The organism is Trichormus variabilis 0441, from assembly GCF_009856605.1.
GTDB classification, from domain to species: domain Bacteria; phylum Cyanobacteriota; class Cyanobacteriia; order Cyanobacteriales; family Nostocaceae; genus Trichormus; species Trichormus variabilis.
The window spans coordinates 1,826,530-1,845,810 of sequence record NZ_CP047242.1 but is presented as its reverse complement, the minus strand read 5'-3'; the positions used below and the strand labels follow the sequence as shown (position 1 = coordinate 1,845,810).

Here is a 19,281-nt window from a genome sequence, read left to right as displayed (position 1 = left end):
TAGCGTCTCGCAGAGAAGCGACTTGACCTTTCTTCATCATGATTTTTCCATTTCATGGTTCAAAAAAGCTCCTACTGTGGCACTCTGAGAAACATAGGCTTTTAAATCTGATATTTTAACTACAGCAAATCCACCTAAGTAAGGTTATGCAAACTCTGCCGACACCCACAACATCCAGTAATACAGCCAACCAAAGCACATTTGATACGACAATCAAGCGTCGTAAAACCCGTCCGGTAAAAGTGGGTAATGTCACCATCGGCGGTGGCTACCCTGTGGTGGTGCAGTCGATGATTAACGAAGACACTCTTGATATCGACGGTTCCGTAGCCGCTATTCGGCGCTTGCACGAAATTGGCTGTGAAATCGTCCGTGTCACAGTGCCAAGCATAGCTCACGCCGTAGCGTTGGCAGAAATTAAACAAAAACTCATTACAACTTACCAAGATGTGCCAATTGTTGCTGACGTACACCACAATGGGATGAAAATTGCCCTGGAAGTTGCCAAACATATTGAAAAAGTACGGATAAACCCCGGCTTGTATGTGTTTGAGAAACCCAACACCAATAGAACTGAATATACTCAAGCCGAATTTGAAGAAATTGGCGAAAAAATCCGCGAAACTCTCGCACCCTTGGTAATTACTCTGCGCGACCAAGGTAAAGCCATGCGTATTGGTGTCAATCATGGTTCTCTCGCTGAGAGAATGTTATTTACCTACGGCGATACTCCAGAAGGCATGGTGGAATCAGCTTTAGAATTTATTCGCATCTGTGAATCTCTAGACTTCCGCAACATAGTCATTTCCATGAAAGCCTCACGAGTTCCCGTGATGGTAGCCGCCTATCGCCTCATGGCTAAACGCATGGATGATTTAGGCATGGATTATCCCTTACATTTAGGTGTCACCGAAGCTGGTGATGGTGAATATGGACGGATTAAATCCACAGCAGGTATTGCCACATTATTAGCTGATGGTATTGGTGATACTATTCGCGTCTCCCTAACAGAAGCACCGGAAAAGGAAATTCCAGTCTGTTACAGCATTCTGCAAGCTTTAGGTTTGCGGAAAACAATGGTGGAATATGTAGCTTGTCCTTCCTGCGGTCGTACTTTATTTAACTTAGAAGAAGTACTACATAAAGTACGTGAATCTACTAAACACCTCACAGGACTAGACATTGCTGTTATGGGTTGCATTGTCAATGGCCCAGGCGAGATGGCTGATGCTGACTACGGTTATGTAGGTAAAACTCCTGGTTACATTTCTTTATATCGTGGCAGAGAAGAAATTAAAAAAGTTCCAGAAGATAAAGGCGTTGAGGAATTAATTAACCTCATTAAAGCTGATGGTCGCTGGGTAGATCCTTAGAGGAAGCAGGGGAGCAGAGGGAAGTAATAACTCCCTACTCCCACATTTATTCATAAACTTTCTGTAAACAACAATCGGCTAGGTCGCCGGATTACAAAGTATTTTGATGAAGTTAGGAATACATACTCGGTCGTTACACTTTACCCTGTGTTAGATTGAGCATACTGACTATAAATCTTTCCCTCTGACGCAGCTGTCATTATGGTGATTACAAAAAGTAGGCTTGTTTTGGGTGCTACGGCAGTGACACTCTCCACGATCGCAGTTACTAGCCTTGGCATCCACTCGCGCGGTCAGGCTTTATTTAAAGCAAGTCCCAAGGAACTGGTAGATGAAGTATGGCAAATCGTTCAGCGTCAATACGTAGACGGCACTTTTAACCAAGTGGATTGGCAGGCTGTTCGTAAGGAATACTTAAACAAGTCCTACAGTAACCAGCAGGAAGCTTATAAGTCCATACGGGAAATGCTCAAACGCCTGAATGATCCATACACTCGGTTTATGGACCCTCAGGAGTTCAAGAATATGCAGGTGGATACCTCCGGAGAACTTACAGGGATTGGTATCACCATCAGTCAGGATGAAAAAACTAAGCAATTGGTAGTGATTGCACCAATTGAAGACACCCCAGCTTTTAAAGCTGGCATTTTAGCTAAAGATGTCATCCTCAAAATTGATGGTAAAAGCACCAAGGGGATGGATACTAATCAAGCTGTAAATTTGATCCGAGGTACAGCTGGCTCACAAGTAACCTTGACGATTCAGCGCAGCAATCAAGAAAAACAATTCAAAATCACAAGGGCGCGGATTGAAATTCATCCGGTGCGCTATTCTCAAAAGCCAACCTCTGTTGGTAAAGTAGGCTACATTCGTCTCAACCAGTTCAGCGCCAATGCTGGTAAAGAGATGCAGGAAGCCATCAAAAATTTAGAAAAACAACAAGTAGCTGGTTATATTCTGGATTTACGTGGTAATCCTGGTGGTTTACTCTTTTCCAGTGTAGAAATTGCGCGGATGTGGATGGATAAAGGCACAATTGTCTCTACTGTTGACCGCCAAGGAGAACGAGAAAGAGAAGTGGCGAACGGACGCGCTTTGACAAACAAACCTTTAGTAATTTTGGTGGATAAAGGTTCAGCCAGTGCTAGTGAAATTCTCTCCGGCGCATTGCAAGATAATAAGCGTGCTGTTATTGTAGGTACTCAAACTTTTGGTAAGGGCTTAGTACAATCAGTCCGTCCTCTAGATGATGGCTCAGGATTGGCAGTAACAATCGCCAAATACCTAACTCCCAATGATAGGGATATTAACAAGCATGGTATTGATCCCGATGTGAAAGTAGAATTAACGGATGCCCAACGCCAAGATTTGTGGCTACGTGAGCGCGAAAAACTCGGCACATTGGACGATTTGCAATTTGCTAAAGCAGTGGAAATCTTAGGTAAACAGATTGCTGCCAAAGGTACGCCAACAGCAGAAAAGAAGTAAGGCAGTTAGTGAATGGGGAATAAATTTCCCCACATTCCCTAAACTTACTGTGGTTGGCACTTACCAGCCCTGATTAATCCGATGCGACGGGCGATCGCATCTTCTCTTGAGTCAAAAGGCCCCCACTGTTCAACAAACTCTGAATTACTCTCCCCAAGTTTTTCGCTGGGGATAATGTCACAGCTACCAGTATTTTGCTTGACAATATACCAAGTTTGTGTATTATTCATATATTAATAAAAACTTTATTTTTATCGGAAAAATTGTCTGGGATTAGCATTAGGAACTCTATCATTTTCGTGCTACATCCTCACAATTTCCATAAAAGGTAATCAAAAATACCCTAAATGTAGGGTGCGTCAGTGCGATAGATCCCAACTATACTCAGAAATTATTCATACTGACGCACCCTACCAAACCATCGATTTCGGATAATTTATTTTTTGGTGTTCCCTAAGGTAAAATTCAGTATACAAAAGCTGAAGCCATTATGAATAAACCAAAGATTTTTATTGATGGGGAAGCGGGAACTACAGGCTTACAGATTTACTCACGCCTCAACGAGCGAGATGATATTGAGCTAGTTAGTATTGCAGCATCGAAGCGCAAGGATGCGGATGAGCGAGCAAAATTACTCAATTCCGTTGATGTAGCCATTCTTTGTTTACCTGATGATGCAGCGAGGGAAGCTGTTAGTTTAGTTCACAGTAGTCAGGTGAAAATCCTTGATGCTAGCACCGCTTATCGCACGGCTCAAGGTTGGGTATATGGTTTTCCGGAACTGAACCCAGGACAGCGAGAAAAAATCGCCAATGCTCAGTTTGTCAGCAATCCGGGGTGTTATCCTACAGGGTTTTTAGCTTGTGTACGTCCGTTAATAGCTCAAGGTATTCTTCCCAGTAGCTTCCCCATAACAATTAATGCGGTGTCTGGTTACTCTGGTGGTGGTAAGAGCTTGATCCAAAAGTATGATAGCTTCCACGAGCAGCAGAAAGGCGCAACCTCAGATTATCCCTTCGGTATCTATGGTTTACAGTTCGGACATAAGCACGTTAAAGAGATGCACCAGCATTCTGGGTTAGCATCACCGCCATTGTTCATCCCTGCGGTGGGTGACTTCGAGCAGGGAATGTTGGTACAAATACCCTTACCTCTGTGGACTTTGGACAATCCGCCATCGGGTGAAGAGATTCATCAAGCGATCGCCCAATACTACCAAGGGGAAAAGTTTGTGCAGGTAGCTTCATTTAAAGACCCTAGCCTGTTACGTGACGGCACATTTTTAGACGCAACGGCAGTTAACGGTACTAATATTGTTCAGGTTTTCGTCTTCGCTAACGATAATACGAAAGAAGCTCTGTTAGTGGCTCGATTAGATAACCTTGGCAAAGGTGCATCAGGCGCAGCCGTCCAAAACCTAAATATTATGCTAGGTCTTCCAGAAGAGTTAGGATTATGACGTTATTGGTTATCAGATTAACTAATGACTAATAACTAATGACTACTGACTAATGACTAATGACTAATAAAAAACGAGTTTGCATTATCTTAGGGACACGCCCCGAAGCAATTAAACTAGCTCCGGTAATTCAGGTCTTCCAAAAATCTCCAGACTTTGAGCTGCAAGTGATTTTAACTGGACAGCATCGTGAGATGGTTGAGCAAGTGATGCAGTTATTCCATCTCAAGGCGGATTATGACCTAGAGATTATGCAGCCTCAACAGTCTCTAAGTGATATTACCTGCCGCAGCTTACGCGGTTTGGAAGGATTATTTATTCAAAATAAGCCAGATTTAGTCCTGGTGCAAGGAGATACGACAACAGCTTTTGCGGCAAGTTTAGCAGCTTTTTACCAAAAAATTCCTGTAGGTCATGTGGAAGCTGGGTTAAGAACAGATGAATTATTTAATCCTTACCCAGAAGAAGCTAATCGGCGGTTGATTTCCCAAATTACCCAGTTGCACTTTGCACCAACGACTTTGGCTGTGGAAAACTTGCAGCGTTCTGGTGTTTTGGGGAAAATTCACTTAACTGGTAATACTGTAATCGATGCTTTATTATATGTAGCCGCCAATGCACCAGCTTGCGATGTACCTGGTTTAAACTGGGATGAATATCGTGTGCTATTGGCTACAGTTCATCGGCGGGAAAATTGGGGTGAGCCACTACAGGCGATCGCTCAAGGATTTTTGCAGATATTAGATAAGTTTCCTGATACCGCCTTGCTTTTACCCCTACACCGCAATCCTACAGTCCGTGAACCATTGCAAGCATTACTAGGGAGTCATCCAAGGGTATTTTTAACAGAACCCCTCGATTATGCCGAACTGGTGGGAGCAATCGGGCGATCGCACTTTTTATTGACTGATTCTGGTGGTTTGCAAGAAGAAGCGCCTAGTCTGGGTAAACCAGTTCTGGTTCTCAGGGAAACGACAGAAAGACCGGAAGCAGTCACGGCGGGTACAGCTAAACTTGTTGGTACTGACAGTAAAACTATTTCCTCTGCTGCCAGTGAGTTATTGAGTAATCCAGTAGCTTATGATGCGATGGCTAATGCCATTAATCCCTTCGGTGATGGTCATGCAGCCGAACGCATTTTAGAAATTGTGCAGAATTATTTCGCTAGCTGAAGTAGTTTACAAAAAAGATTTGAACACTCTCAATGACGTGAGTTCGATAAATTCGGAAGAACCCCTATCCATGCAATACGGTTCGGATAAGCAGGGGTTGGGGTTAGGTTCTGTCGAACTCACATTCTCAATGAGGCTAAATGGGATCGTGATAGGAATATACGGCATTTTGTTTACTCGGATGCTCTTGACGCACATCAAGTCCCCTACTTTCAAAAACACAAGTTTTACTATTTACTTTTTTCAAACCACTACCTATTTCACCAAATCTGATTGGTTTTTTCTTTTGAAATGATTCTTGGAGTAAGCGAAGAGCTTGATTTTGCGTTCTTCGAGAAACAAATCTACTCCATGTCCGTCGCCAAAATGCTTCAGGACGATATCGAGCGCGTACTACAATTTCTTTGCACTCTTTTCTAGGATAGTCCGGTTCTCGCCTTGTGCGACGTAGAGAGAATTGTGCTGATGTCGGGGATGTTTTGTTGAACTTAACGACTTGATATTCCCAACTTGAACCTCCTGCGATCGCCCCATGAGGAATCAAAACCCAAACCAAACATAGCAGAGTTAAAGTAGATTTTTTCATAAAAATCAAAAGGTGGGCAATGCCCACCCTCAATCATCCAAAGATCCCAGCAAAAAAGTCAATGGTTTCCTTGAGTGCTTTGATGAATACATCAATTTCCTCACGGGTATTGTAGAAAGATAAACTAGCTCTTGCGGTTCCAGCTAAACCTAAGTGGCGGTGTAATGGTTGGGTGCAGTGGTGTCCAGAACGAATGGCTACACCTTCTTGATCTAATAGTGTAGATAGGTCGTTAGCGTGGATACCTTCAATTGTAAATGTGGCTAATGCGGCTCTACCTCCTCCATGAGCATCCGGTGTGGGGCCATAGAGGGTAATTTGAGGAATTTGCTCTAATTTTTGCCACAAATAAGCCGTTAATTCAGCTTCGTAGGCGTGGATTTTATCCATGCCGATATCAGTAAGATAATCTATCGCTGCACCAAGAGCGATCGCCTCACCAATTGCAGGTGTACCAGCCTCAAATTTATGGGGTAATTCGGCATAGGTAGAATGGTCTAGATATACCTCGGCTATCATTTCCCCACCACCAAAAAATGGGGGCATGGCTTCTAATAATGCCAACTTACCGTATAAGAATCCGATGCCTGTGGGAGCGCACATTTTATGCCCAGATGCTACCAGCCAGTCACAGTCTATTTGCTGGACATCGATAGGCATATGGGGAACACTTTGACAAGCATCAACTAAGAATTTCGCGCCGTATCTGTGAGTAATTTCCGCAATCTCTGCCACTGGATTTATACAACCCAATGTATTAGAAACGTGGACAATGGAAACCAGTTTTGTTTTTTCCGAAATCAGTTGTTTAAACTGTTCCATATCCAAGGTTTGTTCTGGTGTCAATTCCACAAACTTAAGAACTGCACCCGTTTTTTGAGCCACAAATTGCCAGGGAACTATATTACTGTGGTGTTCCATCACCGACAGAATAATTTCGTCGCCTGCTTGTAAATTGTTCATCCCCCAGCTATAGGCGACGAGGTTAATCGCTTCGCTGGCGTTGCGGGTGTAAACAATTTCTTGGCGGGAGGCTGCATTAATAAATTTAGCGATTTTGTCCCGTGCGCCTTCATAAGCGTCGGTGGCTTTGGCGCTGAGGGTATGCGCTCCGCGATGCACATTGGAGTTATATTGCTCGTAATAATCCCTGAGTGCATTTAAGACGAACAAGGGTTTTTGCGATGTCGCCGCGTTATCTAGGTAAACTAAGGTTTTACCATTGACTTCCTCACGTAATATAGGGAAGTCGGCGCGGACTTTATCTGCAAGGGTTTTGGTAGGTGTATAAGTCATTGGTAATTAGTCAATAGTCAATAGTCATTAGTCATTAGTCGTTAGTTAAGGATTTAAAACTAGTGACGGTGGTGAGTAATTTGTTTCGCAGAGAAGGAACTGGTATTTGGTTGATGATTTCGGCGGCGAAGGCGTTTACTAATAACTTTCGTGCGTCGTTGGCATCTATTCCCCGGCTTTGCAGGTAGAATATTTCATCGTCTTCTAACTGGCTAACGGTTGCACCGTGGGCGCATTTTACGTTGTCGGCGGTAATTTCTAATTGGGGTTTGGTATCAACTCTAGCTTTTGATGATAACAGCAAGTTGCGGTTTAACTGGGCTGCATCTGTTAGCTGGGCTGGCTTGGGGACGAAAACTTTACCGTTAAAGACAGCGTGAGCGCGATCGCCTACAATACATTTATGCAGTTGCTTACTTGTACCATAGGGATGATTGAGAGCGATCGCACTATGAGTATCTGCTAATTGGTTACTAGCTATCATTGTCAAACCGTTGAGAGTAGTTTCGGTTTGTTCACCAGTCTGCAAAATCTCTAAATTATGGCGTGATATTTTCCCACCTAAAGTTATGGCGTGACAAGTATAGCGGCTATAACGCCCCTGGGTAACAGCAGTTTTGCCGATATGGAAAGCCTGCTTACTTTCATTCTCAATCCTAGTGTGAACCACTTGGGCATTGTCGGCGATCGTAATTTCCGTAACTGCGTTGGTAAGGTAAACCCCTTCGTCTGCATTGGGGGTAACAAACTCTTCAACTACACTCACTTGGGAACCACTTTCCGCCACGACTAAACACCGTGGTTGGGAAATCGTCGCCGTCTCATCAGCCACAGAAACAAATAATAGATGTATTGGTGTTTCCACAATGACATTCTTTGCCACCAACACCACAGCAACATCAGAGATACCAGCCGTATTCAGGGCGGTGAATACTTCTAACGCACCTTCCGATTGTGCTAAATATTTTTGTACACGTTCCTGCTCAGTGATGGGTAATGCAGATAAATTACCAACGACTATACCTGTTGGTAAATTGGCGATGTTTGATAATTCTGGTGTGTAAACCCCATTCACAAACACCAATCCGTTATCGCCCGTACCCCGTAGAGACATTTCATGCAGCTTCTCTACATCAGTGTGCGCCGCATGATGAAATTCCACCCGCCGCAACGCCGACAAATCGGTAAACCGCCATTCTTCCTCACGGGTGTTGGGAATCACCGAATGACGTACCCAATTCGTCGCCCGTTCACGCAATTCCTGTAACCATCCCTCTGTCGCTGGTACAGTTACCTGATTTAACAAACTAACCAAATAACTATCTCTATCCAACAAACTCGATGTCAAATTCACCACATCCGAGTTAGCAATTGCACTAGGAGAAACTTGCATCGTCATTACACACCCACCTCAACAGCAGCATCTTCTAGTAGCCAGTCATAACCACGCGACTCTAACTCTAGTGCCAATTCCTTACCACCACTAGTAATTATCTGCCCCCGTGCCATCACATGGACAAAATCCGGCACAATATAATCGAGTAACCGTTGGTAGTGAGTAATCATAATCGTGGCATTTTCTGGACTAGCGAGTTGATTCACACCATGAGCCACAATTTTCAGTGCATCAATATCTAAACCAGAATCAGTCTCATCCAAAATTGCCAACTTCGGTTCCAGCAGCGCCATTTGCAGAATCTCATTGCGCTTCTTCTCACCACCAGAAAACCCTTCATTCACACTCCGATTCAGGAAAGCAGGATTCATCTTCACCACTTCCAACTTTTCCTCAATCAAGTCGTCAAAATCAAAGGTATCAATTTCCTCCAACCCTTGGGCTTTGCGACGAGAATTATAAGCCACCCGCAAGAAATCCAAATTACTCACACCAGGAATTTCCAAAGGATACTGGAACGCCAGAAACACACCAGTCCGCGCCCGCTCCTCCGGTTCCAACTCCAATAAATTCTGTCCTTGAAAAATTACCTCACCACCAGTCACCGTATAAGCAGGATGTCCCGCCAACACCTTAGAAAAAGTACTCTTACCAGAACCATTCGGCCCCATAATCGCATGGATTTCACCAGAACGCACCTCAAGATTCACACCCTTGAGAATGGGCGTACCATCAACCTCCGCCGTCAAATTCTTCACCGACAGCACAACTTCACTATTTTCAATAATCATGTTCTCTCTCTCTTCTCTCTTCTCTTCTCCGCGTACCTCAGCGCCAACCTCAGCGCTTCTCTGCGTTAAAATTCCCTAACCCACACTACCTTCCAACTTCAAACTCAACAACTTATCAGCTTCCACCGCAAACTCCATCGGTAGCTGATTAAACACATCCTTACAGAAGCCGCTAATCATCATAGAAATAGCGTCCTCCGAAGAAATACCGCGTTGAGCAAAGAAAAATAGTTGATCTTCCCCTATTTTGGAAGTAGAAGCTTCATGTTCCACCTTACCCGTATTATTCTGCACTTGAATATAAGGGAAAGTATTAGCGTGGGCGTTATCGCCAATTAACATAGAGTCACACTGGGAATAGTTCCGTGCGCCTGTGGCTGTGGGATTGATTTTCACCAAACCCCGGTAACTATTACTAGACTGACCAGCAGAGATTCCTTTAGAAATAATTGTGCTACGGGTGTTCTTCCCGACATGAATCATCTTCGTCCCGGTGTCGGCTTGCTGCATATTATTTGTCAGTGCTACCGAGTAAAATTCACCAACGGAGTTATCACCAACTAATACGCAACTAGGATACTTCCATGTAATTGCTGAACCAGTTTCTACCTGTGTCCAAGAAATTTTGGAATTTACGCCCTGACACAAACCCCGCTTGGTGACGAAGTTATAAATACCGCCTTTACCGTTAGCGTCGCCAGCATACCAGTTCTGCACTGTGGAATATTTAATCTCGGCGTTATCTAAGGCGATGAGTTCCACTACAGCCGCGTGGAGTTGGTTGCTGTCATACATAGGTGCGGTGCAACCTTCCAGGTAAGAAACATAACTACCTTCTTCAGCGACAATCAAAGTCCGCTCAAACTGTCCCGTATCACCGGAGTTGATGCGGAAGTAGGTAGACAGTTCCATCGGGCATTTTACACCTTTAGGAATATAGACAAAAGAACCATCACTAAATACGGCAGCGTTGAGGGCTGCAAAATAATTATCAGCAATGGGAACAACACTACCCAGGTATTTCTTGATGAGTTCTGGATGTTCTTGCAATGCTTCGGAGATGGAGCAGAAAATTACGCCGTCTTTGGCGAGCTTCTCTTTAAATGTAGTGGCGACAGAAACGCTATCAAAAATGGCATCTACCGCAACATTTGCCAAGCGCTTTTGTTCAGATAGGGGAATACCCAACTTCTCGAAGGTTTCTATCAGGGTGGGATCAACTTCGTCTAAGCTGTTGAGTTTGGCTTTCTTTTGTTTCGGCGCTGAGTAATAGATGATATTCTGATAGTCTATGGGCGGATACTTGACACTTGGCCAAGTTGGTTCCGTCATTTTTTGCCACTGACGAAACGCTTTAAGACGATATTCCAGCATGAACTCCGGCTCGTTCTTCTTGGCGGAGATTAAGCGGACAACGTCTTCACTGAGTCCACGCGGAATAGTGTCGGCTTCAATATCGGTGACAAAGCCGTACTTGTAGGGTTGGTTGACTAAGGTTTTTACAGTGGCACTCATTGGTAGTGTTCTCTCGTGTTCGGTTCTAAATCTCTAGATAAGGATGGGAGACGGGCTTTGGTCTAGCCGAATCTCATCTCGTATTACTGAGTGGTGACACGGCTGTTAGAATGGGGGTGGAGAGTAAAACAACATCGATGTTGTTTAAGGTATCTTCATTTTACGCTAGATTAACAACAACAATGTTGTCAAAGTCAAATTTTCTCAAAAAATTTTTAGAAGAAGATGGCGACTACTCAGCAAGCCTCAACTAAGCAAGAGATTTTAGAGTATCTCTTGAAACACTCACAGGCAACAGCCCTGGACTTAGCCACTGTATTAGATGTCAGCCCCCAAGCAATTCGTCGTCATCTCAAAGATTTGGAGGCGGAAGAGTTAGTTGTGTATTCCAATACAACACAAGCGGGAATGGGGCGACCGCAGCACATTTATCAATTAAGTCGCCAAGGAAGAGAACGCTTGCACAAAAACGCCAGCGATCGCCACGGTGATTTTGCCGTATCCTTATTAGATACCCTAGCCGAAACCGTCGGACACGACCAATTCAAGACCATTTTACAAAAACAGTGGGAGCGTAAAGCCCAAGAATACCGGGATCTTGTAGGTTGTGGTTCAATTAAAGAAAGGGTAGCTAATTTAGTTAATTTGCGAAAAGCTGAAGGCTTCATGGCTGAATATCACCCTGTAGATTCCCCTGACTCAATAGAGGAAGAAAGATTTATCTTCATCGAACATAACTGTGCAATTTCCAACGTCGCTGAATCATTCCCCAGTGTCTGCGGTCATGAACTAGAAATGTTTGCTGCTGTTCTCCCAGACTGTACAGTCGAGCGTACTCATTGGTTAATCAACGGCGAACATCGTTGCGGCTATCTAGTCCAAGCCCGCAAACCATTATCTCTCATATAAATTGGTTTTCTCATCTCAGTTTAGGTCATGAATCATAGCCGATTGGTAAAAGCTTTTACCAATTAGTCGCTATATAATTACCCAAGACTGACTTTTTAAACAATTTTATGGATTTACCATCTCAACAACCATCAACCCAATTTCTCACTTTAGAAGAATCAGCAAAAGTTGATGCGGCTCTTTTGTCATCTCCGGAAAAATTTTTAACAAGATTGACCATTTCTTCACTAAAACTCTTACAGCATATTGCCCAAGAGCATGGTGTATCTATAGAAAATTTGACAACACAACAAGTTATTTCTTGGTTTGAAAAAGATAGCAAACTTAGAAGAGAGCAAGGTATAGAATCATCATATTTGAAGTGGTGAAGCGCCGATTTTTTCCAAAAAATAACTGAATTGTTCTAGTTGATCTGGTGCTGTCAAGAATAATTATTCCAGTTACCAATTAAATGAGTTATACAGATAGGGACGTACAAAAGTGCGTCCCTAAGAAAATTAATATTTATCTGTGGTTAATCTTTTTTCTGTACCTTAACTGTACAAAAATCCCTATATTAAGTTGGTATTAAGCGTTGTAATTGTTAGAGCGAGGATTACGAACTCCTGCTGCTGCACCTATCATGGAAGCAACTAAACCTAATAAAGAACCGAATACAAACCACCACAAACCTCTAGAAGTTGCGGCCGCAATATCACGAGCTTGTTCTGCCGTAACGTTGGGTACATTTTGTGGTATTGCAGCACCTGGTTGTTGTACCTGGTTGATAACTTCTCCTGCGTTAGAAGCTGCAACACCAAAAGCACCCGATACTCCACTGGCTAATAACCATGAGCTAAGTGCTAAAGTGGTCGCCCAAAGGATTGCGCCGTTAAGTAGTGCTGTATTTCGGTTCATTGGACCACAAGCGCGAGCTGTTACCCAACCACCAACGAACAGAGAAAGCAGTAAAGCAACCGTAGACCAAAGCCCTACATTCCCCGCCACGTTAGGCGCAATAGTTCTAGGTGCGCCTGAACCAGAAACTGTACCAGCACCAATGGCACCAAATAAAGCACTCAAAATTAGTTGAGTAGCTAAAGCAACTAATACACCAGAAATTATGGGACCCCAACGCACACGGTCATGGTAATCACCTACTCTTCCCACCACCGTAGGTTCAGGTTGAATAACATCGTCGCCTACTCTATTGACGTATGACATAAGTCTTTATTTCTCCTGACTACTTTAACTTCAGCGAAATTTTTCTTAATTTTTATGCTTACGTTAAAATTAAATGGCTAATTGCAGATTTTAATATCTATCAGCAGAAAGAGTTATTTGCTCTATCTTGAGTAATAATAAATAGATTATATTTATATAAGTTGATTTATATTTTTTGGAATAAAAATGTCTACTTTTTATATGGATGGTAATTAGATAAACTTAGTAAGATTACCATTATTTTGAGGAATTTAAAACATTTTGATATTTAATAATGGGTAATAATAATAAAAAATTACCCATCTTTAATGAATAAGAAACTATAACCGCAGTGTATGTAAATGAAGTATTCAGCCACCCTAACGTACTCTCACTGCTGTACCTGTTGCAGTGATCAATAATAAAACACCTGACTGGTCTACATTAATTGTTCCGGTGTCTATTTCAATACCGATGACAGCATTGGCTCCTAAACGTTGCGCCCGGAGTTCTAATTCTTCTATGGCTTTACGTTGTCCCTGCTCAAATAAACGTTCATAGCTGCCAGTCCGTCCACCGATAACATCACGGATACCAGCTAGAAAATCTCGGAGAAAATTGCTACCATAAACAACTTCTGCGGTAACAATACCTAAGTAAGAATCAATTACTGCACCTTGAATTACATCTGTTGTTGTGACAATCATAAGTTATCCTGAGAAATTGCTGATGAGGGAACTTAGCTCCTAGTTTATCAAGCTGATACTCAATCGGAAGATTGACACTAAATATTTATGTCTTCATGGCTAATTAACTCAGTAGAAACTCTGGTTTTTCTGTATGGAAAATTTTGAGAAAATTTACGTATTATTAATATTTTGTGAAAAGGGATAAATACAGTTTTCAAAATGCAAATTTTTTGTTTTAATAAACAAGAAAAAAGTTCACTATAATTTAGGGAAAATTACTGTGTACAAACACATATCATTCGTGTTGAGTGTGTTGTTGTTGGGTGGTGGCACTGCGACTATCCCTACAATAGCCCAAGGGCAGGTTTTGGTTGTGCAAGCTAACAATGCAGAGTTAAAAAGACTGCTAGAGGATGGTAAGAGGTTAGTGGATGCTGGGGACTATAATGGAGCGATCGCAGTTTATCAACAAGCTGCCACAATGGAACCGAGAAATGCCAGAATTCATTCGGGAATTGGGTATTTACACGCACAACAGGGAAATTTCCAGGCTGCATTAGCATCATACCGTCGAGCGATCGCTATCAACCCGAATAATAGTGATTTTTTCTATGCAGTAGGTTACATCAAAGGCAACATGGGCGATACACCAGGTGCAAAAGAAGCTTACCGCCGTGCTATTCAATTAAACCGCAACAATGTTAGCGCTTATGTGGGTTTAGGTATCACTCAATCTCGGATGGGAGATTTCCAATCAGCTAATTGGGCATTTGAGCAAGCAATTAAGCTTGATAAAAACAACGCCCAGACTTATGAGTTTATGGCAGCGATGTATAAACAAAGACGGCAAACTAAACAAGCAAGTAACCTACTGCAAAAAGCCCGCGACTTATACCAAAGGCGAAACGATGCAGATGGTGTCGCTAGAGTAGAGGCGATGTTGCAGCAGTTATAAAGCTCAATTAATTTAATTGTCTTCCTGTTAACTCAACGAAAATATCCTCTAAATTAGAGGGACGAACCATCATTCCTGTTTTATCTGGCTGTTGATTTAGATAAATATTTGCCTCTTCCAAAGAAGGAAAAAATAAATATTCCCAACCTCGTGAACTATCATTGCTTGTTGTGGTCACGCTCAACTGTTTCATAATTAGGCCTTCGCCGTGAGCGGAACGCAATTGTTTTAAAGTCCCCAAAGAAATTAATTTACCGCCATCCATAATACCTATGCGCCCTGGTTTAGTAGAGCCAAAAGCATCACATAAAAATTCCACCTCATCCATGTAATGAGTTGTTAATAACATCGTCATACCTTGTTTATTTAAATCCCGAATAATTTCCCACAACCGACGACGAGTTTGGGGGTCTAGCCCTACCGTCGGTTCATCCAAAAACAATATTTGTGGTTGATGCAATAAAGCTCTCGCTATTTGCAATCTTCGTTTCATCCCTCCAGACAGAGTTTTTACCAAGCTTTCCCGTCTGTCTGCTAATTCAACATAATCCAGCCATTGATTAATTAGTCGTTGTCGCTGTGGGTTAGGGATGTGATGTAGTCTCCCATGTAGTTCCATATTTTCCCACACACTTAAATCACCATCTACACTAGTTTGCTGCAAGACAACGCCAATACTTTGCTTAGCTAGCAAAGGTTGGCGTACTACATCATATCCAGCTACCTCCATCTTTCCTTGGGATGGTTTTGTTAGTGTAGTCAGCATCCGAATTGTGGTTGACTTCCCTGCACCGTTCGGGCCGAGGAGGGCAAATATTTCTCCAGCCTCAATGTTGAATGACAGGTCATTAACTACAGGAGTGTTGTTATAAAATTTGTAGACGTTTTCTAGAAGAACAGCAGCAGCCACGTCGCTTCGCTCCGAATTCAAAATTCAAAATTCAAAATTAAAACACTACCAGGATAAATCCGGGGGCTTGAATTAATTAGAACTTACGCACCCCGATTTTCTGTTGAGACCGGGTGTCAAGGTGTAAGGGTGTAAGGGTTTCAAACATTTATGTCCCTACACTCCTATACCCTTCTCCAAACCTCGATCTTGCGTTTTCATGCGTAAGTCCTATTAATATTGTTTCACTTTTTTAATTCATTAAATGAGGCCTTCAGAATGTGCAACTTAGGCGGTAATTACTTTTAATCGCATTCCAGTTGCTAGCAATTGGCATTCGCCAGCCAGTACCAAAGGCGCGGTCAGTGATTTTTAGTCCTGGGGGTGCTTGGCGACGCTTAAATTCTGCCCGTGCGACCATCTGGATAACTTTGTCTACCACCATAGGGTCGTGACCGGCAGCGACAATTTCCCCTACTGATTGATGGTTGTGAATTAGACGCTGTAAGATATCGTCCAAAATTTCGTAGGGGGGTAGGGAATCTTGGTCAACTTGACCGGGTTTGAGTTCGGCGCTTGGTGCTTTGGTGAGGATGTTTTCGGGGATGACTGGGGATTGGTGAGAGTTTAGCCATTTGCACAGAGAGTAAACGCGGGTTTTGGGAACATCGGCAATTACAGCTAAGCCGCCGTTCATGTCGCCGTAGAGGGTGCAGTAACCGACTGCCATTTCCGACTTGTTACCGGTGGATAGTAATAGATAGCCAAATTTATTAGCGATCGCCATTAATAAGTTACCGCGTATCCGTGACTGGATGTTCTCCTCAGCCAAACCAAATTCTGTCCCGGCAAATAACTCTACTAAACTATGGTCAAAACTCTGCATTAAATCCCCTATGGGTAAGATTTGGGTCTTAATTCCCAAGTTGTCGGCTAATGCTAAAGCATCACTAATAGAATGTTCAGAACTGTAAGGAGATGGCATCAACACACCAAAGACATTTTCCTTACCTAAGGCCTCAGTGGCAATTGTCGCCACCAGTGCAGAATCAATCCCACCGCTTAAACCCAGCACAACTTGAGAAAAACGGCATTTTTGAGCATAATCTCGCACACCCAAAACTAAAGCTTGCCAAATTTCTTCATCTTCTGATTCATAAATAGGAGCAACAGAACTGAGTTGTAAATCTCGTTGTGATTCGTCAAAATCTACTGTAATTAAATCAGATGCAAAACCCTTAGCCCGACACATCACTTCGCCTTGACGATTTAAGGCAAAACTCCGACCATCAAAAATTAAATCATCATTACCGCCGACTTGGTTAGCGTAAATTACTGGTTGTTGAAACCTGACTGCACTATGTCTAAGCATTGCTTCTCGGAAGCTTTGCTTACCTAAACTGTAGGGCGAAGCCGATAAATTGACAATTAAATCTACACCTAAAATTGCTAAGTCAGAAATGGGATTAGCTGTGTAACTGCGTTTGCCCCAAAACTCCTCATCATTCCATAAATCTTCGCAAATTGTCACACCGATATTAATATTATCTAAGGCAAAATAATTAGCTTGTTGTCCAGCTTCAAAATAACGATGCTCATCAAATACATCATAGGTAGGCAATAGTCGCTTATGAAACATCTGTTTGACTTTGCCATTTTCTAATAAAGCTGTGCTGTTAAATAAAGGTTTTCCTCCAGTAGTATGGGCTTGACAATTTAGCTCAACTGTCCCTACTAACACAGCTAAATTTACAGGTAAATCCCTAGCTAATTGCTGTAAAGTTACACTCATTGCCTCTACAAAAATGGGATTTAATAATAAATCCCGTGGTGGATAGCCACATAAAGATAGTTCTGGAGTTAGCAGCAGTCTAGCACCTTTTTTTATTGCCTGTTGTGCCATTTCCAGAATTTTTTGAGCATTCCCAGTTAAATCACCAATAATAGGATTAATTTGAGCGATCGCAATTTTCATTGTTTTTAGTTAGTGGTCATTTGTCAGTGGTCAGTTGCCATTACAGAAAGGTTATCTCACGCTGTGTGCAACTTTCTCTCAAACCTAACCCCCAACCCCTTCCCTTGCAGGGAAGGGGCGCAAGATTCAAAGCCTCTCTCCGCTTGCCTAACGGCAGGCTAACGCCAATGGGGAGAGGTACCCTGCGGGAAGCCGCTTCGCGTCTAATGGAGAGGGGTTTCACAAATAAGTCGCACATCGCGTTATCTCTGCATCAACAATTACTAATTACTAATTACCAATTACCAATTAAATAAATACTAAAGGTTTGTCCTTGAAGGGAGCGAAGGCTTCAGCATCAAACTTATATAAACTCGCGGGACGACCTGCGCCGCGTGATACTTTGATTCCGGTGTCAGATAAAAAGCCTAATTTGAGTAAACGCGCTCGAAAGTTAGAATAATCAGAGAAGTTTTCGCCTAAAACTGTTGTGTACAACTGATATAAATCATTTAAAGTAAACATTTCTGGTAATACTTCAAATGCAACCGGACTGTACTCTAATTTGTTGCGTAAGCGTCTATGCCCATAAGCCAAAATTTCATTATGGTCAAAGGATAACTTTGGTACTTGCTTGACTGGATACCAAGCAATACCAGTAACACCATCAGCAATTAATTCGGCTTCTTCAAATCTGACGAGAGCAAAATAACTAACTGATAGGTAACGTACACCATAACTGCCAGTTGCTTCCCTTGGGTCGCGTTCGGGGCCGCCAAAGGTGTATAGCTGTTCCAAATAGAGATTTTTGACTCTAATTTTTTCTGCCATAATGCGATAAGCAGCGTCTTCTAAAGACTCTCCTTCTCGCACTAAAGTACCAGGAAGACTCCAATAATTTAAAAATGGTTCTTGCTGTCGCATTACTAACAGAACTAACAGCCGATTTTTTTCAGTATCTACAGAAAAAATTACATTATCAACACCAACCTTAAAATCGGCTAAGGGTTGTTGATTTAACGAAGTTGAAAACTTTTTTTGGTTGCGTCCGGGCATTTGTACAAATGCTGTTGATGAATGTATTCGACTATAGGGGGGGTGAGAGCTTCGGTTTCTCCACGTTCACGATACGCTGTTGAAGAAACATCTAGACCAGTAAGAGAGGCGATCGCTATTTTACCGCCCAGTTGTTGCACAGCTTCTAGACTAGTCCCATCTATGGCATATCCTGGTCGTGGCACAATCAACAGTTGCACCTGTTGTAATAATTCTTCAACTCGATACCAACGGGGTAACTGACTCAGTAAATCTGAACCAATGATCAAAGTAAACTCTGTTTCTGTACCCCAACGTAATTTTGCTTTCTCCAATGTTTCCAGGGTTCTAAAGCTACTCAAATCCTGTTCTAAAGCTATATTCTGCCGAGGCGCTTCTATGTCCGCAATCAACAGCCGCAGCATTGCCGCCCGATGCTCTAATAGTGTTTGATGAGATTTAAACGGGTTATCCGCCGCCCAAACCGCCACCCAATCATAACGCTCAGACAACCAGCGTAAAATAGTCTGATGTCCGGCCGTCGGTGGGTCTGCACTAGTACCAAATAAAGCAATTTTTTTCATTGTTAGTT

Annotated in this window: 19 protein-coding genes; 7 read left to right on the top strand and 12 right to left on the bottom strand. The window is 42.7% G+C overall.

Features of this window, described 5'->3' with window-relative positions; genetic code table 11:
• Window positions 1–146 precede the first annotated feature (146 nt).
• The gene (gene ispG, locus GSQ19_RS07360; protein WP_011317317.1) at window positions 147–1,373 is read left to right on the top strand and encodes a (E)-4-hydroxy-3-methylbut-2-enyl-diphosphate synthase; all 1,227 of its coding nucleotides are present in this window, start codon (window positions 147–149) and stop codon (window positions 1,371–1,373) included.
• Window positions 1,374–1,574: 201 nt separating this feature from the next.
• Window positions 1,575–2,861, top strand: coding sequence for a carboxyl-terminal processing protease CtpC (gene ctpC / locus GSQ19_RS07355; protein ID WP_011317316.1), 1,287 nt, complete (start codon window positions 1,575–1,577; stop codon window positions 2,859–2,861).
• A 44-nt stretch (window positions 2,862–2,905) separates the two neighbouring features.
• On the opposite strand, the gene GSQ19_RS07350 is transcribed toward ctpC, so the two are convergent.
• Window positions 2,906–3,091: a DDE transposase family protein gene (locus GSQ19_RS07350; RefSeq protein ID WP_011317315.1), complete on the bottom strand. Its 186-nt coding sequence runs from the start codon at window positions 3,089–3,091 to the stop codon at window positions 2,906–2,908.
• A 260-nt stretch (window positions 3,092–3,351) separates the two neighbouring features.
• Between GSQ19_RS07350 and argC the strand changes: the two genes are divergently transcribed.
• Both argC and wecB read left to right on the top strand, forming a co-directional pair.
• Window positions 3,352–4,320, top strand: coding sequence for an N-acetyl-gamma-glutamyl-phosphate reductase (argC, locus tag GSQ19_RS07345; protein WP_011317314.1), 969 nt, complete (start codon window positions 3,352–3,354; stop codon window positions 4,318–4,320).
• Between the two features lie 59 nt (window positions 4,321–4,379).
• Window positions 4,380–5,492, top strand: a complete 1,113-nt coding sequence (gene wecB / locus GSQ19_RS07340) for a non-hydrolyzing UDP-N-acetylglucosamine 2-epimerase (protein ID WP_011317313.1) — start codon at window positions 4,380–4,382, stop codon at window positions 5,490–5,492.
• Between the two features lie 136 nt (window positions 5,493–5,628).
• Here wecB and GSQ19_RS07335 read toward each other — a convergent pair whose 3' ends face one another.
• From GSQ19_RS07335 to sufB, 5 genes are all read right to left on the bottom strand, one after another.
• Window positions 5,629–6,078, bottom strand: a complete 450-nt coding sequence (locus GSQ19_RS07335; protein WP_011317312.1) for a hypothetical protein — start codon at window positions 6,076–6,078, stop codon at window positions 5,629–5,631.
• Between the two features lie 33 nt (window positions 6,079–6,111).
• The gene (locus tag GSQ19_RS07330; protein WP_011317311.1) at window positions 6,112–7,374 is read right to left on the bottom strand and encodes a cysteine desulfurase; all 1,263 of its coding nucleotides are present in this window, start codon (window positions 7,372–7,374) and stop codon (window positions 6,112–6,114) included.
• Between the two features lie 34 nt (window positions 7,375–7,408).
• Window positions 7,409–8,773 carry a Fe-S cluster assembly protein SufD gene (gene sufD, locus GSQ19_RS07325; protein WP_011317310.1) on the bottom strand — a complete coding sequence of 455 codons (1,365 nt, stop codon included), beginning with the start codon at window positions 8,771–8,773 and terminating at the stop codon, window positions 7,409–7,411.
• Window positions 8,773–9,561, bottom strand: coding sequence for a Fe-S cluster assembly ATPase SufC (gene sufC, locus GSQ19_RS07320; RefSeq protein WP_011317309.1), 789 nt, complete (start codon window positions 9,559–9,561; stop codon window positions 8,773–8,775). The genes sufD and sufC overlap by 1 nt, the downstream gene beginning before the upstream one ends.
• A 75-nt stretch (window positions 9,562–9,636) precedes the next feature.
• On the bottom strand, window positions 9,637–11,076 hold the full coding sequence (gene sufB, locus GSQ19_RS07315; RefSeq protein WP_011317308.1) for a Fe-S cluster assembly protein SufB: 1,440 nt from the start codon (window positions 11,074–11,076) through the stop codon (window positions 9,637–9,639).
• A 225-nt stretch (window positions 11,077–11,301) separates the two neighbouring features.
• Here sufB and sufR point away from each other — a divergent pair, with 225 nt between their 5' ends.
• Complete coding sequence (gene sufR / locus GSQ19_RS07310; protein WP_011317307.1) at window positions 11,302–11,985, top strand: iron-sulfur cluster biosynthesis transcriptional regulator SufR; 684 nt, start codon at window positions 11,302–11,304, stop codon at window positions 11,983–11,985.
• A 107-nt stretch (window positions 11,986–12,092) separates the two neighbouring features.
• Window positions 12,093–12,353 (top strand): hypothetical protein, encoded by a 261-nt coding sequence (locus GSQ19_RS07305; RefSeq protein ID WP_011317306.1) that lies wholly within the window; start codon window positions 12,093–12,095, stop codon window positions 12,351–12,353.
• A 199-nt stretch (window positions 12,354–12,552) separates the two neighbouring features.
• Here the strand turns inward: GSQ19_RS07305 and GSQ19_RS07300 are convergent, their stop codons facing one another.
• Both GSQ19_RS07300 and GSQ19_RS07295 read right to left on the bottom strand, forming a co-directional pair.
• The gene (locus tag GSQ19_RS07300; protein ID WP_011317305.1) at window positions 12,553–13,188 is read right to left on the bottom strand and encodes a hypothetical protein; all 636 of its coding nucleotides are present in this window, start codon (window positions 13,186–13,188) and stop codon (window positions 12,553–12,555) included.
• Between the two features lie 359 nt (window positions 13,189–13,547).
• The gene (locus GSQ19_RS07295) at window positions 13,548–13,874 is read right to left on the bottom strand and encodes a YbjQ family protein (protein ID WP_011317304.1); all 327 of its coding nucleotides are present in this window, start codon (window positions 13,872–13,874) and stop codon (window positions 13,548–13,550) included.
• 262 nt (window positions 13,875–14,136) lie between these two features.
• On the opposite strand from GSQ19_RS07295, the gene GSQ19_RS07290 reads away from it, so the two are divergent.
• Complete coding sequence (locus GSQ19_RS07290) at window positions 14,137–14,811, top strand: tetratricopeptide repeat protein (protein ID WP_011317303.1); 675 nt, start codon at window positions 14,137–14,139, stop codon at window positions 14,809–14,811.
• Window positions 14,812–14,818: 7 nt separating this feature from the next.
• On the opposite strand, the gene GSQ19_RS07285 is transcribed toward GSQ19_RS07290, so the two are convergent.
• The 4 genes from GSQ19_RS07285 to GSQ19_RS07270 form a co-directional block, all read right to left on the bottom strand.
• Window positions 14,819–15,721, bottom strand: a complete 903-nt coding sequence (locus tag GSQ19_RS07285; RefSeq protein WP_011317302.1) for an ABC transporter ATP-binding protein — start codon at window positions 15,719–15,721, stop codon at window positions 14,819–14,821.
• Between the two features lie 253 nt (window positions 15,722–15,974).
• Window positions 15,975–17,675, bottom strand: a complete 1,701-nt coding sequence (locus tag GSQ19_RS07280) for an NAD+ synthase (RefSeq protein ID WP_011317301.1) — start codon at window positions 17,673–17,675, stop codon at window positions 15,975–15,977.
• A gap of 288 nt (window positions 17,676–17,963) precedes the next feature.
• Window positions 17,964–18,710, bottom strand: a complete 747-nt coding sequence (locus GSQ19_RS07275; RefSeq protein ID WP_011317300.1) for an NUDIX hydrolase — start codon at window positions 18,708–18,710, stop codon at window positions 17,964–17,966.
• The gene (locus GSQ19_RS07270; protein ID WP_011317299.1) at window positions 18,671–19,273 is read right to left on the bottom strand and encodes a nicotinate-nucleotide adenylyltransferase; all 603 of its coding nucleotides are present in this window, start codon (window positions 19,271–19,273) and stop codon (window positions 18,671–18,673) included. Before GSQ19_RS07270 ends, GSQ19_RS07275 begins: the two co-directional genes overlap by 40 nt.
• Window positions 19,274–19,281 lie beyond the last annotated feature (8 nt).

Bases quoted from the DNA above. Each gene is read 5' to 3' on its own strand.
- ispG (WP_011317317.1), top strand. From the start codon at position 147: ATGCAAACTCTGCCGACACCCACAACATCCAGTAATACAGCCAACCAA.
- ctpC (WP_011317316.1), top strand. From the start codon at position 1,575: ATGGTGATTACAAAAAGTAGGCTTGTTTTGGGTGCTACGGCAGTGACA.
- GSQ19_RS07350 (WP_011317315.1), bottom strand. From the start codon at position 3,091: ATGAATAATACACAAACTTGGTATATTGTCAAGCAAAATACTGGTAGC.
- argC (WP_011317314.1), top strand. From the start codon at position 3,352: ATGAATAAACCAAAGATTTTTATTGATGGGGAAGCGGGAACTACAGGC.
- wecB (WP_011317313.1), top strand. From the start codon at position 4,380: ATGACTAATAAAAAACGAGTTTGCATTATCTTAGGGACACGCCCCGAA.
- GSQ19_RS07335 (WP_011317312.1), bottom strand. From the start codon at position 6,078: ATGAAAAAATCTACTTTAACTCTGCTATGTTTGGTTTGGGTTTTGATT.
- GSQ19_RS07330 (WP_011317311.1), bottom strand. From the start codon at position 7,374: ATGACTTATACACCTACCAAAACCCTTGCAGATAAAGTCCGCGCCGAC.
- sufD (WP_011317310.1), bottom strand. From the start codon at position 8,773: ATGACGATGCAAGTTTCTCCTAGTGCAATTGCTAACTCGGATGTGGTG.
- sufC (WP_011317309.1), bottom strand. From the start codon at position 9,561: ATGATTATTGAAAATAGTGAAGTTGTGCTGTCGGTGAAGAATTTGACG.
- sufB (WP_011317308.1), bottom strand. From the start codon at position 11,076: ATGAGTGCCACTGTAAAAACCTTAGTCAACCAACCCTACAAGTACGGC.
- sufR (WP_011317307.1), top strand. From the start codon at position 11,302: ATGGCGACTACTCAGCAAGCCTCAACTAAGCAAGAGATTTTAGAGTAT.
- GSQ19_RS07305 (WP_011317306.1), top strand. From the start codon at position 12,093: ATGGATTTACCATCTCAACAACCATCAACCCAATTTCTCACTTTAGAA.
- GSQ19_RS07300 (WP_011317305.1), bottom strand. From the start codon at position 13,188: ATGTCATACGTCAATAGAGTAGGCGACGATGTTATTCAACCTGAACCT.
- GSQ19_RS07295 (WP_011317304.1), bottom strand. From the start codon at position 13,874: ATGATTGTCACAACAACAGATGTAATTCAAGGTGCAGTAATTGATTCT.
- GSQ19_RS07280 (WP_011317301.1), bottom strand. From the start codon at position 17,675: ATGAAAATTGCGATCGCTCAAATTAATCCTATTATTGGTGATTTAACT.
- GSQ19_RS07275 (WP_011317300.1), bottom strand. From the start codon at position 18,710: ATGCCCGGACGCAACCAAAAAAAGTTTTCAACTTCGTTAAATCAACAA.
- GSQ19_RS07270 (WP_011317299.1), bottom strand. From the start codon at position 19,273: ATGAAAAAAATTGCTTTATTTGGTACTAGTGCAGACCCACCGACGGCC.